This window comes from Telmatobacter sp. DSM 110680 (assembly GCF_039994875.1).
GTDB lineage: Bacteria > Acidobacteriota > Terriglobia > Terriglobales > Acidobacteriaceae > Telmatobacter.
Genome location: NZ_CP121196.1, coordinates 3,959,959 through 3,975,109, shown reverse-complemented (window position 1 = coordinate 3,975,109; position 15,151 = coordinate 3,959,959). Strand labels below are relative to the sequence as shown.

Genomic DNA, 15,151 nt, shown 5'->3' with positions numbered 1-15,151 from the left:
CTGAGAAGCCCCGCACATCATCCCCGGCGATCAGCATTCTGCCATAGCTTCTGGCCCAGCCTTCGCAATAGGCAGCGTGACTCGAAACTCCGTGCGGCCCTGCTTCGACTCCACGTGAATGGCTCCGTCGTTGTGGCGTACAAGCCTCCGTACGATATCCAACCCCAGCCCTGTTCCCTGACCCAGCGGCTTGGTCGTAAAGAAGGGATCAAAGACACGCGCCAGGTTCTGCGTCGGAATGCCTGGGCCATTGTCGACGATGCGGACGACCACCCGTTGCTCTTCGCAACTTGCAGACACGTCCACTCGTCCACCGACGGGTACGGCATCTAATGCGTTGTCGATCAGGTTTCCCCATATCTGATTCAGTTCGCCGGCGTAGCCTAGTACCGCGGGCAAGCCCGATTCGAGTTCCACCGATACCTCGGCCGATTTCTCACGCGCTCGCGATTGCAAGACCGACAACGTGTTGCGCAGGCTCGGTCCTAGATCTACAGGCTCGGCCACCATCACCTGGTCCATATTTGTGAATCCCTTGATTGCCATGACCAAACCGGATATGCGCATTGCTGCGCCCTGAATACTGGCCGCCAGGCGACGAGCCGCACAATTCGCTGCCGCCCAGCGCAGCACTGCGTCCAATGCTGGCCCCGACACCACTACCGCAAGTTGCTCGAGTGCATCGAATGTCACTTCAGTGTCGGCCAGCATCGCTGCGTTAGCGGGATCCAATTTGTGTGCAGATAACCAATTCCAAATAGCCTCTTCGCGGTCCGACTGCTCGAGACAGGATAGGCCCACTTGCCGTTGTCCGGCGAGGCATGAGGCAAGAACCGCATCCACGGCCGCAAGTTGCGAATCACTGAGTCTGGCCGCGCCCAACGCACGCGTAGCTTTCTCGGAATCCACGAGCCGGTCTTCAAGCAGCGAGGCACTGCGTTCAATAGCCGATGCTGGATTATTTAACTCGTGCGCCAGGCCCGCCGACAACTTTCCCAGGGAGATCATCTTTTCGTTGTGCAATTCGCTCGATGTGAAAAGCCGCGCCCGGTCAAGCATAGTGCGCACCAGGATCGATGTAATCTCGAAGCATTCGTGAGTCAGCGCGCGGATGTGTTCACGGTCGAGAGATAGAATCTCTGTCGGCTCCTGCGCGATCGCATCTCCCGGTGGAGTCACCAGTCGTGAGTACGGCAAGACTCCGGAGACATCGCCCGCGCGCCATTCGATCATCTTCTGGAGCCCGGCGCCTCTGTCGGCCGACAGGGACACGTGACCCGACAGCACCACGTACAGGCCCTCAACTTGCATGCCTTTGTGCGACAAAACTTCTCCGGCAGCAAGCCTGCGCAGCGACCCATGTTTCGCCAGCCAGGCAAGCTCCTCCCGCGGCGCTGAGCCAAGCGTCTTATGTTCTGCCAACCGATCAATCAGATCGCCTGATGCCGTGTTTGTCGCGTCTTTCAAGGGAAGTGTCGCTTGTTCTTCAACAAAGTACCAGATTGCATGATTGCTTCGGCTTTCTAATTCACAAGTCAATTGGGCAGATCGGTCTCTAATTCAGTTTCCCGGCGGAGTTGTCGTTCCACCATACCGTTTGCGATAGCTCTCGCACTCGGCAACATCCATGCATGCAAGGGAGACAAACAGTTCTGAACGAAGTTTCCAGTGGCTGGCGCTGTTGCGCCACATAGCAAGGTACGTTCCACTGAAGATAACGGCGCCGCCGGGCAAACGCCCTACCCAGTGTCCGTGTTCCGCAGCCAGTGGAACCGAACCAGAAATCTCGATTGAATCAATCATGCGTTCAAACCGCACGGAGCGCGGATCTTCGAAGTCTTTTCGAAATGCCGCAATATAGGCATCGCGTGAAAGAAACGACCCGTTCCCGGTAACCACCACAAAATCATGATCGAGGCTCACGGAGAAACCTACAATATCTCCTGCCGCGATTGCCTTGTTCGATGCCACTCGCAATGCCTTGATTGCATCCTGATCGGGACTGTCCTGGGCGATGCCGAAGATCGACGAGATACCGAGAAAGATTGCCAGAGCCAGAGCTTTCATCCCCCGATACTATCGCCCGGCGGTTCCTCACCAAAAAGCCTTTCCCAAATTTGAATCTTCACGATCTCTGCTGGCCATGAGAGGATTACTCTGCATTTCATGGCTCCGGAACTCCCAAACTGATCGCTCGAATGGAAGGTGATCGTCGTGTCCAGGAGAATAGCGTCCGTTCCAGCACAAAAGATCACAGCAGAGCAGGCCGCGTGTTTGGTCCGGTCGGGTATGTGGCTGGACTACGGTGTGGCGCTCGCTCAGCCTGATGTGTTCGACGCGGCGCTAGGATTTCGCCGCGATGAGCTGCACAATGTGAAGATCCGATCCTGCCTGTCCATGCGGCCGCGGGCAGTCGCGGAGTGCAACGGAGAATCGAACTGTTTCTTCCTTTTCAGCTGGCACTTCTCGGGCTACGACCGCAAAAAACATGATGCAGGGCGCTGCAACTACATGCCGGTAAATCTCGGTGAAGTACCTGACTACTACCGGCGTTTTCTTGCGCCGGTAGACATAGCGATTTTGAAGACATGCCCGATGGATGACAGAGGCTACTTCAATTTCAGCGCTTCCAATATCTGGCACCGCGCGGTTGTTGAATCGGCACGCATCGTTATCGTAGAAGTAAATCGTCACCTTCCCGTCGCCAACGGCGAACAGAACGGCGTCCACCTTACCGAGGTCGATTACGTCATCGATGGCGATGACCAACTGCCGCCGGAGCTGCCCAATCCCGACCCCACCGAAGTCGATCGTGCCGTTGCCCGGCGGATAGCAGCTGAGATTGAAGATGGTTCATGCTTGCAGATCGGAATCGGCGGCATGCCAAATGCAGTCTGCAGCTTGCTGCTTGAAAGCGGAGTGCGCGATCTTGGCGTCCATACCGAGATGCTGACCGATGGCATCGCGGATCTCTACAAAAGCGGACGGATCACCGGTTCGAAAAAGATCCTCGACGCCGGCAGAATCGCTTACACTTTTGCGCTCGGGTCGAACTATCTTTATGAAACTTTGAACCGCAACGAAGACTTCTGCTGCCACCCTGTTGAATACACCAACACGCCCAACATCATCATGCAGAACCACCGCATGGTTTCGATCAACAACACCACGCAGATCGATCTTCAGGGCCAAGCCGCATCGGAGTCTGATGGCCACCGCCATCTCAGCGGCACCGGTGGGCAACTGCAATTTGTGCGAGGCGCGTATGCCTCGAAAGGCGGCAAATCATTCATCTGCCTGGCGTCGACATACGAGAAGCATGGAGAACGGCGCAGCAGGATCGTCCTCAACATGACTCCCGGCAATATCGTCACCACTCCTCGCTCCGACATCATGTATGTCGTGACCGAATACGGCATGGTCAACCTGAAAGGGAAGTCCGTCGCTGAGCGCGCGCTGGCGGTCATCTCCGTCGCTCATCCTGATTTCCGGGAAGAACTGGAGCGCGAGGCCTATGAAAACCGGCTCATTCCACGCGGCGTCTCGTTCTGAGAAGTGGCGATGGAACATCGTGCGGAGTATGCTTGTTTCGCAGCGGAGGCGTCCTCATGAAGTTCGCAAAATCGATCGCTATTTTACTCACGCTTGTCGCGCCTCTAGCCTTGGCCAAAAACAAAAAGAAAGATATCCTTCCGGCCGTCTTCTCCAGCGCCCGCTTTGTGTACGTCCAGGCCGAAGATGGCGACACTCTGAAGCCCGGCCTTTTTCCAGAAGATCGCGATGCTATCGCAAATGTTCAGGACGCGTTGAAAGACTGGAACCGCTATTCGCTGACAATGCACCGGAACGATGCCGATCTCATCATCATCGTGCGCCGAGGACGACTCGCTGCTGCCCAACTGCATGGAGGGGTAGGCGCTGGAACGCCGACAGGAATCGGCGCTTCCTATCCCGGCCGAAATCCTGCCGGACCCGGCAACCCCAATCCCGGGGGTAACCCGGACCGCTCGGATAATGTCGATGCCATAGGAGCCAGAGGTGAAGCTGGCCCCGCCGACGATACGCTACGCGTTTTCTCGCTGACCCCACAGGGAAAACTGAGCGGCCCGCTGTGGTCGCGTGAAATGAAAGATGGTCTCGACGCGCCGGAAGTCGTGCTTCTGCGCTTCCTCAGGGATGCTGTAGATCACGACTATCCACCGCAACCCGCCAGTCCGCCAGCTCCAACCCAAAAGCCGTAGCCGTAGCTCACTTTTCGAGCATCCCGCCAACCTCGCAATCTGATGAACTTTAGAAGACGATTGCGAGCGGACCAGACGCGGGTATATCCTCCCGTCGCCGGAAGAAAACAAGTTCGAATATCCGGACACAATTTTTGGGAGAGCCGCCCCATGAAATTCCGCCCCCCTGTAGCGAAGCGTCTGTCTATCGTCGCGTTCGCACTCCTGCTGTTAGGCCTGCTGCCATCCATCGCCGCACAAATTCCCGCCGGTCACATTCGCGTTCACTACCACCGCCCCGATGGCAACTACTCCGGCTGGACTATCTACGCTTTCGACAACACCACGGAAAACACCGGCAACTACAGTGGCGGTCCTGTCCAGGTAGCAGGCAGTGACAGCTTCGGTGCCTTCTTCGACGTAGGAGTCACCACCGGCGCGCAAGAAGTGGGCATAATCATTCACAATCCCACGGCCTCCGGCGGCGACCAGAAAGACACGCCCAATAACCTCTTTGTCGATCCTGCAACGCAGGGCGTTGAGTATTGGGCCTACTCCGGCATCGCAAAGCTCTATACGTCGGCTCCCAACCTCGCCAATCCCACAGCTTTATTGCCGGGATACGTGCGCGTTCACTATCACCGCACTGACGGCAACTACGGCGGATGGACCATGTATGCCTTCTACGACACCACCGAATACGGAGGCGACTACAACAGCGGCCTTGTTCCGGTGACGAACTACGACGCATATGGCGCATACTTCGATGTTGCCGTGCCTGTCAGCGCGCAGAATGTTGGTCTCATTATTCACAGCATCTACACGGGCGCAAAAGACACTGGTCCCAATGAGTTCGTCGACCCCGCTACCGAGGGCTTTGAATACTGGGCGTTTACGGGTATCGGCAAACTCTATAAGAGTGCCGTGAACCTCACTACTCCCAACGCACTGCTGCCCGGTTATGCGCGCATTCACTACTACCGTCCAGACGGGAACTATTCCAACTGGACCTGCTACGCGTTCAATGACACCGCGGAGTATACCGGCGATTACAACGACGGGCTCACCGGCGTGACTGCCTTTGATTCTTACGGCGCGTACTTTGACATCAGCTTGAAACCCAATCCGCAGAACCTCGGATTCATCATCCACAACATTTCGACCGGCGCCAAGGATCCAGGTCCGAACATGTATCTCGACGTCGCTACGAATACCGAGGCATGGGCCATTTCCGGCAATGCCATGGTCTTCACGACGACGCCAACCGCAACACAGATCTTGAATAGCCTGCTGAATATCGAGCAGGCCTACTGGATCGATCGGCAGCGCGTTGCTCTTCCGGCTCAATTCGCTACCAGCGGCGCAACCTATGCTCTTAACTCGAGTCTGAACGGTGGCTTGTCGGTTACCACGACCGGCATCACTGGCGGCATCACGATCCCTCTTACTGCGGGTGGCAGCCTCACCGCCGATGAGTTCGCGCGTTATCCGCAGTTGGGCAGCTACACCGTCTTGCAACTCCCACCTGACACGCCACTCTCCACCCTGCAGACTGCGCTTCAAGGCCAGCTTGCGCTTTCGGTGGTCGGTCAGAGTGGAATGCTCCAGTATGCAACCGGCCTACAGTTCGCCGGCGTGCTCGACGACCTTTACTACTATCCCGGCAAACTCGGCGTCGTCTTCCATGCAGGCAACGAGCAGACATGGAGCGACTGGCCCGATCTCGAAAACTATGCCGTCAAACTGAAGCTGTGGGCGCCCACGGCGCAGAGCGTGTCGCTTCTCATTTTCGACCACGCCACCGACACAACTCCGTCCGCCACAGTGCCGATGATTTATCACAACGGTGTATGGGCCGCAGGCGGCGACATTAACTGGCAGGGCAAGTACTACCTCTACAGCGTGAAGGTCTGGGTCTCGGCTGATGGTGCTGTGGATACCAACATCACGAGCGATCCCTACTCAATCGACCTGGCACTGAACGGAACCAAAAGCCGCATCACCAACTTGGAGTCGGATCAGACGAAACCCAACGGCTGGGACGATTCGAATTCACCAAGGCTAAACAGCCTCAGTGATCTGAGTCTCTATGAGCTTCATGTACGCGACTTCAGCGTGAATGACCTCACCGTGCCGGCATCCCATCGCGGCATGTATGACGCATTCAACGATCAGAATTCTAATGGCATGAAACATCTTCGTTCGCTCGCACAGAGCGGACTGAAGGCGGTCCACATTCTTCCTTCTTTCCACTTCGCCAGTGTCAACGAAGACAAAACCACGTGGATCATTCCCAGTGGCCTGGCGCAGTATCCACCAGACGGCACGCAGCAGCAGGCTGCCGTCACTGCCAGCCAGACGAATCCCGCCTACAACTGGGGGTACGATCCGGTGCACTTCATGGCGCCGGAAGGTAGCTATGCGATCAACCCCGACAATCGCGTCAGCGAGTATCGGACGATGGTGGAAGGGCTGCATAAAGCAGGTCTGCGCGTCGTCGAGGACGTCGTCTTCAACCACACCAACGCTGCGGGCGAGAGTCCTAATTCAAACCTCGATGAAGTGGTGCCGAACTACTATCACCGCCTCGACGCTAATGGCAGCCTTGAAACCGGCTCCTGCTGCGCCGATACCGCTGCCGAACACAAGATGATGGAGAAGCTGATGATCGATACACTTGTGCTCAATGCCAAGGAGTACAAGATCGACGGCTTCCGCTTCGACATCATGAGCTTTGAGTTCACCTATAACATGCAGAATATTCAGAATGCTCTGCAGGCTCTGACGCCGGAGAAAGACGGCGTCGACGGTTCGAAGATCTATCTCTACGGTGAAGGCTTCAACTTTGGCGATACCGCCAACAACCAGATCGGTCCCAACGCGTCGCAGATCAATCTCTACGGATACGGCATCGGTACATTCAACGATCGCATCCGCGACGGCATACGCGGCGGCAGCCCGTTTACCGATGAGCGGGTGCAGGGATTCGCAACCGGTGAGTTTACTGATCCCAGCACTTTCACAAGCGGTAGCCAATCTGCGGATCAACAGAAATCCCAGTTGCTGCAATACTCCGACTGGATCGACGTCGGCCTGACCGGCAATCTTCGCGACTACACCTTCGTCGGTAGTTCCGGCGGCACGGTGACCGGAGCGGAGGTCAACTATAACGGCCAGCCGACCGGCTACACGAAGAGTCCGATTGAGGCGGTGAACTACGCATCCGTCCACGACAACCAGGATCTCTTTGACGCGGTGCAGTTGAAGTCCAGCTTCACTAACAGCATTGCCACGCGTGCACGCCGGCAGGTAATGGGCATGGCGCTAGTGACGCTGGGGCAGGGAATCCCGTTCTACCAGGGCGGCGACGACATGCTTCGGTCGAAAGACATGGATCAGAACAGCTACAACTCCGGCGACTGGTTCAACAAGATCGACTGGACGGGCCAGACTGCCAATTGGGGGATCGGCCTTCCGATCGCCAGCCAGAACCAGGGGCAATGGCCGCTGATGACGCCGCTGCTCAGCAATCCGGCCTACACACCTCAACCTGCAAACATCGCCTACACCGAAGCTGCGATTCAGGATTTGTTGAAGATTCGCTATAGCTCCGGTCTCTTCCATATGGCCACGGAGGGAGAGATTCAGCAAAACCTCACCTTCCTCAACACAGGCCCCAGCCAGATTCCGGGCTTGATCGTGATGAAGCTCGATGCCAACGGCGGGAACTACGGGATGTATAAGCATGTCCTTGTGGTCTTTAACGCAACCACATCGCAGGTAAACTTCACGAGCAGTACCCTGCAGGGCCTCACACTTCACTTGCACATGGTGCAGAAGCAGTCCAACGATCCATCTACCCGCCAGTCCAGCTTCAACTTGAAAACCGGTACCGCCACAGTCCCCGCGCTGACAACCGCGGTTTTCGTAGCCGAGGCCAACTAGCGTCCGCGATTCACTGCGTCCACCCCATTGACCCAATTCAGTGGGGTGGATGTCTTTCCCGAAGCGCCTCGTGATCCCGAGATAAGTCGAGGGACCAGCTCTAGCACGTCCAGAACTCTCCGTGCCCATCCATGCTCCAACCGAAGCCTTAACGAGGACTCTTCAAGACTCCACAGAATCTGCGATCTACCTGCCAACCGCCAACACCAATGCCAGCAGTTGTTTCAGCCACAACCTTCTCGCAGCCATCTCGTCCGAAATCTGCACAAAAGGACAATACCGTACGTTACTTGCGTTACAGCAGTAATCCTCCCTGCCGTTACTTATCCCTTGTTTGGTAACACCTAGGTGCTACACAATGCCACCAAGGGTTGACTATGAGAACAGAAACTTACCGATTCGCATTGGACGAAGCGACCACCGAACTCAGCGACATCGTCACTAAGTTTGAGTTGCTTAAGGCAAGAAAAGAGCAGATCGAAAAGATCGTTGAGGCTTTGAGGCCTTTCATCGGTCTTCAGGCCGAAACCCCAACCGTTGAAATCAGCGCCGCCACAACTGAGGCTGCGCCTGAGGTCGAATCCAAATCTTTCGAACCCGTGGGCTATACCTTCATGCAGATCTCCGGACCTGGCATGGAAGTGACAACAACCGAACCTGCAGTGGTTCACATCGTGGAGGAAGAGCAGGTTCCAGAACCGGTGCATGCGATGGCCGAGGCCACGGCGGAGCAGGTCGCCTATTTCCGGCAACCTTCCGCGGACCCGTTCCAGAGACGCATCGACGACGCCCTGTGGGGTTGGCAACAGAGGCCGGAAGGCCTTCTGTCGCCCATCTAAGGGCAACGGGCCAAAACAGAGTACGCAGACCATAACCGGGCTGGAAAATGCGGAGCGATCCGCCTTTGGCAAGTGTGAAAATGGTCAACCCAGCAGGCGCTCCCCGTCTTTCGATGGGGAGCGCCTGATCGCGTCTATGTCCTGCAATATCTTAAAGATGTGACTGACCTAATAGTTGCAGAAGCAATATTCTAAATCATGCTAAATTTTGCTCTGGAGATCGAAATGAAGCCCAATAGTGGAGAAGTTTATCGCGTTGCGTTTGACTCGGCGAACTCGGAACTGAACGACATCCTCGGGGCGTATGAGGAACTCCGGGCGCGCAAAGATCGCATTGAAAAAGTTGTTATGGCTCTCAAGCCTCTACTTGGTGCGGAAGAAGCCGCGGCCGCAGCAGCCGCCGTCCAAAGCGCTTCCGACGCCGCCAACGAGGCGATTCAGTCTCAGGAAGAGCCTACGTACCAGTATCAAGCCACCAATGGCAACGGCGCTTCGTCCGACCCGTTTGCGCGTCGCCTCGACAGCGCACTTGGTCACGGTGTGGGGCGCAAGTTCAGTCGCCAGTTTTAACGCTGACCGCGAGCCAGCGTGTATACGGTGAGCGGTGCGGAGCCGGCAGCACGGCGGGGCACCGCTGACCGTTTTTCGTGAAATCTGCCGGGTTGTTCCTCGGCTTCTTCTCGTTCCTCATCCTCTCTTCCCAATGCAATAAATTGCCTTTGTTTGCGCGGTGATTGAAGACTTGAATGTCACGCACTGCGTCCGGTAACTCTTACTATTGACTCTTACTTTCCAGCTTCACACGCGTGCTAGACTACGCGCCTGTGGGGGTATGAAATTGGAAGGTTCGAGAGAGATTTATCGTGTAGCATTCGAAGCCGCAAAGACGGAATTGATCGAGATCAATGCCGAATTTGAAAAGCTGCGTGTGCGCAAAGAGCAGGTTGAGAGACTCGTCACCGTGCTCAAGGCGCTGTTCGGGGAAGACCCAAACACCGAGGCAGTTTCCCAGGCTGTAACCCCTGAAGTGACCCAACCTATCGCTACACAAGCGGCCGAGGCGAGTGCTGAGCTGCAACCGGTGCCATCTGATCCATTTCAGCGCCGTATCGACCACGTCCTGGGCATCGGCGCGGGCATTCGTGATGTGAGGAAATACACCCGCCAGTTCTAAGCGTCCTTTCGTTTTTGGCCCAATCGAGCGAGAGTTGGGGATCGATGGCAATCCGCAATCGATTCTCGGCTCTCCTTTGTCACTGTAAAGCAGGCAAAAAAGCAGAAGGCACGGTTTGGGTCAGCGGGTTTGCTCACGGCCATCTGTAACCCGGGACTACCCCTGGTCCTGGGATGTTTGCTGCCGATTGGTCGGCAAACATGTTCGTGAATTCCCCCCCCCATTTGATGAAGCTTGCAGACAGGAGATAGGTCGAAATCTGCATCCAAGCTTTCCAGGTATGGTCTGATCGAACCAGGATGTCCAAATCTTCATTTGTAAGTAAGAAGGCTTCTTCAATATTTGAATGTCTAATAGATAAGTAGCTGAATCGCTGCGTTTCCCGGCCCTATCACCAAGATTTCCCGAATCAATCTTTTCAGGAGGCCTGCAGGCTTGAAGTTCCCTACGTATAAAAGATCGTGTTCCGAAGCAGAGCATGTCGACAGCAGTAGAAAGACGAATAAAGAAAAATACGAATTGATCCCATTGCAGCGATACCTTTTGCTATTTCGCAACCTTATATTCACCGTGATTTGCCTGTCCGCCTGCAATGCAGCATTTTCACAATCCGCCGACGTCGGGCAAGAGGCACCAGTCGCAGTAGCCGATCCGCCTTCGCGATCCGATCAAGTACCGAACTCCGCAGGAAATGCATCGTCCATCCCAGATGCGCCGCTTCCAGCAGCACCCGTTCCGGTGCAACTCAACAACATCCCCTCCGGGCAGATGCCGGTATTGGGTGAACCGTCATACGCAGGGTCTCCATCGACATCCGCTACTCTGCCGCCGTTCAATCCTGAGGCTTGGAGCGCGTCCACCGGCGAAGCTTTCGAACCCCGTGTAGAGCCGCCCCCGCATCAAGGATACGTACCGCTTAAGGACTGTCCCACGGACACAACTCGTGCGCGTGAATGCCGAATGCATTGGGGACCGATGGTGATTGAGTCCCTGCTGTTTAATTCATTTGAAAACGCCGGCAATGTCTACACGGGCTACTGGTATCGCACCGAAACGCTCACCGGGAAATGGTGGGACCGTTATATCGCGTCGGCTGCAGAGTGGCGTTGGGATCGGTGGTCCGACAACAACCCGGCGCTCGACGACTATGTGGGCCATCCCATGATGGGCGCCATCACCAACAGCATCTGGATCCAGAATGACCCAAAAGGAATGACCCTCGACTTCCAGAATGATCGCGCTTATTGGCACTCCCGCATGCGTGCGCTCGCGTGGTCAACCTTCTACAGCTTTGAGTGGAAACTCGGCCCGCTCGGCGAAGCCAGCATCGGTCACAATGGCGATCACTATTTCTACGACAAGGGTGTATTAACCAACGAGACCGGATGGGTTGAGCTTGTCACCACGCCGCTCGGGGGCTTCGGATGGACCATTGCCGAGGATTATCTCGACAAGCATGTAGTGACCAAGCTCGAAGACAAGAGCCACAATCCGATTCTGCTGACAATGGCGAACTTCCTCACACCGGCGCGCGGCTTTGCCAACATTCTGCGCTTCCGCCCACCATGGTATCGCGACTCGCGCATCGTCAAGGCGAACAGCTTCTTCAGCGATGCCGGTGAAGGCGTGACCGCATCGACTGCCGAGGCAATGCGCTATGCCTCGCGGCATCATGACAGCGGCGCCGAGGCCTACCTTGCCGAAGTTGAGCCCGCTCCTGTCGCAACCGCCCCGCCAAACTGGCAGGGTCCGGGCGGCAAACACGAATTTGGTGCATGGTGGGGAATTTCCGCGATGAGTGGTCACATCTGGGGATATGCCGGCGACGTAAAGTACATGCCAATCGATCTCCGCTACTCTTATGAACTCTACCGTCATCATCAATCGTGGACCTTGCGCTATTCTCCCGAGATGACAGCGCTGGCCATGCTCGACTGGCCTACGCCGAACACAACTTCGACAGGGACTTTGTTTAACCAGCGCAAGCGCGTCTACGGCAGCGGACTCAGTCCAGTGGGATTTCAGGCAGACTTCCTGCCGCTTCATCGTGTGCAGCCGTTCTTTTCTACCGACGGAGGATTCATCTACTTCAGCGATCGCGTACTCAGCCCGCAGGGTTCGCAATTCATGTACACGATTGATTACGGAACTGGAGTAAACATCTTCCACCATAAAAACCAGGCAATCACGATTGGCTATCGCTATCAACACTTGTCCAACGCAAACATCAGCCAACACAACCCGGGCACCGATGCGAATACGTTTTATGTTGGTGTTTCACGGTTCAAGACCAAGGGCGATCAACGAACCGAGCGGGACCTCCGCTAAGCACAATCAAGGTGCACGATCTCGGCGACGGGATCGGTATCTTTCTCGATTGTCATCATTCCTATCGTGACAGGGAGTTCGAAGCGGCGCGGTCCACAAGATCCCGGATTGAAGTAAAGCACGCCCTTGTGCCGCCTAAAGCCCGGCTGATGCGAGTGGCCATAAAGCACCGCCGCGAATTTGGCAGCTGCGGGGTCCAGGTGCAGGGTGTGCACATCGTGAAGCATATAGATGTACTTACCTTCGAGCAGCACAACTTCGGTCGCGGGTAGAAGGCTGCAAGGCCCGCTGCGATCTATATTGCCGCGGATCGCGGTTAAGGGCGCCACCGTTTCAAGTGATTTCAAAATCTGAGGGTCGCCGACATCGCCCAGGTGAAGGATGTGCTCAACTCCTGTTAGCGCCGGAATTACTTCAGGACGCAGCAGCCCGTGCGTATCGCTGACTATTCCAATCTTCATCGGCCAAAATTAAACAGGAGCGACCAGCGCCTCTTGGTCTTGACAAGTTCCGGTGCGATCACGGGATCCACAATCTGCAGAGGGGTTCCTGGATTTTGCGGATTGTCGATGGCCATGCAGTAGACGCCGCTCCAGTTCTGCTGCCAGCGCCATCCCTTTCCCGCGCCTTGTGCCTGTGCCTGAATGTGGCCTGCTGCATGTTTGGCAGAAAGAGGCTCATTACAGAAAGGGCAGCGCGGCGATGCACCTTTACGGAATCGCCCACCGCAGGAGCAAGGCCGCAACAACGGCTCCCATGATTCCTCAATTTCGGCGTATTGCGTCGTGAGAGGCGGGAAACCTACAACAGCCGGATTTTCGTAATTGATCGAGGCCAGCATGCCGCAATCGTCGCAGTATGCGTAGGAGTTGTCTCCGAAGCCGGAGTGCCAGAGCGAATAGCGGTAGAATCTACCGCAATGCTCACAGTCGCCTTTTTTCACAATCACCATAGCTCTATCACAACCCCATTTCCAGACGTGTGCGCGGACCGAATTGGTCGCACAGAGCGTCTCCCCGGAAGTTGAAGCCAAGCACTGCAACTGCGACTGCCGATAACCCAATGCAGTGAATCAACGAGATGTAATCTCACGTGACGAGACTGGGAGCGGGTGAAGCCATTCGTGGTACGTTGACTCTGTTGGCTCTCCTACTTCTGATTGGCCAGCACTGCTCTAAGATTGATTCCTGCGATCCTTGATGCAAAAAACTGAAGTGCTACAAAAGGCTGATTCAGGATACCCGAAAAACTGAGATGACTGACTTACCCGGAACCAACGAAGTACACGCTCAAACAAACTGGCGTAAAGCGGTCGCAACCTACACTGAGCCACGCGTGCTGCAGGTGCTCGCTCTTGGATTTGCCAGCGGCCTGCCTTTGCTTCTCACGTACTCCACTCTTCAAGCATGGCTTGCGACTGTCGGCGTGCGGCGTTCAACGCTTGGCGCCATCGCTTTGGTTGGCACCGCTTACTCATTCAAATTCGTATGGGCGCCGCTCATTGATCGAGTGCCTCCACCGCTGCCCTTGGGACGACGGCGCGGCTGGGGAATCACTATCCAGATTCTTCTCATCGGTGCAATCCTCGCTATGGGATCATGCGATCCGAAGCACAACCTCTCGCGCATGGCTGTCCTGGCGGTTGTGGTTGCGTTTCTGTCTGCGAGCCAGGACATTGTCATCGATGCCTGGCGTGTGGAGAGCCTGGACAGCGAACAGCAGGCCCCCGGAGCGGCCATGATTCAGTCCGGCTACCGAATTGGCATGCTGGCTGCCGGAGCGGGCTCCTTGTTCATCGCGGCCTCGAACGGGTGGTTCGCAGCCTATGCCACCATGGCTGCACTGCTTGGGGTGGGACTACTGGTCTTTGTGTTCGGTCCCGAACCGAAGCTGCCCGCGGAGAAGTCGTATGTCGCTCACTCGGTGTGGCAGACGATTCTTCACGCGCTTTTCAAAGCCGTGATCGAACCGTTTCGTGATTTCATGAACCGGCCGCTTTGGCTCGTCATTCTGATTGCCATCTTCGCCTACAAAATGGGCGAGGCAATGGCGGGTGTGATGTCAACGCCGCTTTATATATCGCTGGGATTTTCGCTCCCTGAGATCGCCACTGCTTCGAAGATATTCGGATTCTTCTCGATTGTGACGGGAGCCCTGATTGGCGGTGTCGTGACGACCAGATTCGGGATTCTCCGCTCGCTGATTCTTTGCGGAATCTTACAAGCAATCGGGAATCTGTTTTTTGTTCTCCAGGCCGTAGGCGGGCATCGGGTCGGATACCTTGCCTTATGCGTTACCGCCGAAAATCTCACGGGGGCGATGGCAGGGACCGCGTTAATAACATGGCTTTCCAGTTTGTGCTCGCCCGCTTTTACAGCAACCCAGTTCGCGCTGCTGTCGTCGCTCGCATCGCTTAGTCGCACTGTGATCGCATCCTCGGGCGGAGTGTTGTCAGAGAAGATAGGCTGGACACAGTTTTTTGCGCTTACCAGCGTCGTCGGATTGCCGTCTCTCCTTCTGATCCTCTGGATCGGATCGCGTGGCGGTTTCAGTAAGGACTACCGTAAACCAGCTATCTAAATCTGGGATCGCAGATCAGGGGAGCCGACCTGGGTTCCAAACCTCCAGATGATGTCAAAATATCG

General features: G+C 56.0%; 13 protein-coding genes. 8 read left to right on the top strand and 5 right to left on the bottom strand.

Features of this window, described 5'->3' with window-relative positions:
• Positions 1 to 30: 30 nt before the first annotated feature.
• The gene (locus tag P8935_RS16435) at positions 31 to 1,467 is read right to left on the bottom strand and encodes an ATP-binding protein (protein ID WP_348261380.1); all 1,437 of its coding nucleotides are present in this window, start codon (positions 1,465 to 1,467) and stop codon (positions 31 to 33) included.
• 93 nt (positions 1,468 to 1,560) lie between these two features.
• Positions 1,561 to 2,067: a nuclear transport factor 2 family protein gene (locus P8935_RS16430; RefSeq protein WP_348261379.1), complete on the bottom strand. Its 507-nt coding sequence runs from the start codon at positions 2,065 to 2,067 to the stop codon at positions 1,561 to 1,563.
• A 147-nt stretch (positions 2,068 to 2,214) separates the two neighbouring features.
• Here P8935_RS16430 and P8935_RS16425 point away from each other — a divergent pair, with 147 nt between their 5' ends.
• From P8935_RS16425 to P8935_RS16400, 6 genes are all read left to right on the top strand, one after another.
• A complete protein-coding gene (locus tag P8935_RS16425; protein ID WP_348261378.1) occupies positions 2,215 to 3,552 on the top strand; it encodes an acetyl-CoA hydrolase/transferase C-terminal domain-containing protein in 1,338 nt (445 codons plus the stop codon).
• A gap of 56 nt (positions 3,553 to 3,608) precedes the next feature.
• Positions 3,609 to 4,241: a hypothetical protein gene (locus tag P8935_RS16420; protein ID WP_348261377.1), complete on the top strand. Its 633-nt coding sequence runs from the start codon at positions 3,609 to 3,611 to the stop codon at positions 4,239 to 4,241.
• A 150-nt stretch (positions 4,242 to 4,391) separates the two neighbouring features.
• Positions 4,392 to 8,165, top strand: a complete 3,774-nt coding sequence (pulA, locus tag P8935_RS16415) for a pullulanase-type alpha-1,6-glucosidase (protein WP_348261376.1) — start codon at positions 4,392 to 4,394, stop codon at positions 8,163 to 8,165.
• Positions 8,166 to 8,542: 377 nt separating this feature from the next.
• A complete protein-coding gene (locus P8935_RS16410) occupies positions 8,543 to 9,004 on the top strand; it encodes a hypothetical protein (RefSeq protein WP_348261375.1) in 462 nt (153 codons plus the stop codon).
• 225 nt (positions 9,005 to 9,229) lie between these two features.
• Positions 9,230 to 9,574 (top strand): hypothetical protein, encoded by a 345-nt coding sequence (locus tag P8935_RS16405; protein WP_348261374.1) that lies wholly within the window; start codon positions 9,230 to 9,232, stop codon positions 9,572 to 9,574.
• Between the two features lie 262 nt (positions 9,575 to 9,836).
• Entirely contained in the window at positions 9,837 to 10,178 is a 342-nt protein-coding gene (locus P8935_RS16400) for a hypothetical protein (RefSeq protein ID WP_348261373.1), read from the top strand.
• Between the two features lie 668 nt (positions 10,179 to 10,846).
• Here the strand turns inward: P8935_RS16400 and P8935_RS16395 are convergent.
• Positions 10,847 to 11,038, bottom strand: a complete 192-nt coding sequence (locus P8935_RS16395) for a hypothetical protein (RefSeq protein WP_348261372.1) — start codon at positions 11,036 to 11,038, stop codon at positions 10,847 to 10,849.
• Positions 11,039 to 11,138: 100 nt separating this feature from the next.
• On the opposite strand from P8935_RS16395, the gene P8935_RS16390 reads away from it, so the two are divergent.
• Complete coding sequence (locus tag P8935_RS16390) at positions 11,139 to 12,506, top strand: acyloxyacyl hydrolase (RefSeq protein ID WP_348261371.1); 1,368 nt, start codon at positions 11,139 to 11,141, stop codon at positions 12,504 to 12,506.
• On the opposite strand, the gene P8935_RS16385 is transcribed toward P8935_RS16390, so the two are convergent.
• Both P8935_RS16385 and P8935_RS16380 read right to left on the bottom strand, forming a co-directional pair.
• Complete coding sequence (locus tag P8935_RS16385; protein ID WP_348261370.1) at positions 12,503 to 12,967, bottom strand: metallophosphoesterase family protein; 465 nt, start codon at positions 12,965 to 12,967, stop codon at positions 12,503 to 12,505. The two genes, P8935_RS16390 and P8935_RS16385, sit on opposite strands and share 4 nt — an antisense overlap.
• On the bottom strand, positions 12,964 to 13,458 hold the full coding sequence (locus P8935_RS16380) for a hypothetical protein (RefSeq protein ID WP_348261369.1): 495 nt from the start codon (positions 13,456 to 13,458) through the stop codon (positions 12,964 to 12,966). The genes P8935_RS16385 and P8935_RS16380 overlap by 4 nt, the downstream gene beginning before the upstream one ends.
• 302 nt (positions 13,459 to 13,760) lie before the next feature.
• Between P8935_RS16380 and P8935_RS16375 the strand changes: the two genes are divergently transcribed.
• A complete protein-coding gene (locus P8935_RS16375) occupies positions 13,761 to 15,086 on the top strand; it encodes an MFS transporter (RefSeq protein ID WP_348261368.1) in 1,326 nt (441 codons plus the stop codon).
• Positions 15,087 to 15,151: the final 65 nt, after the last annotated feature.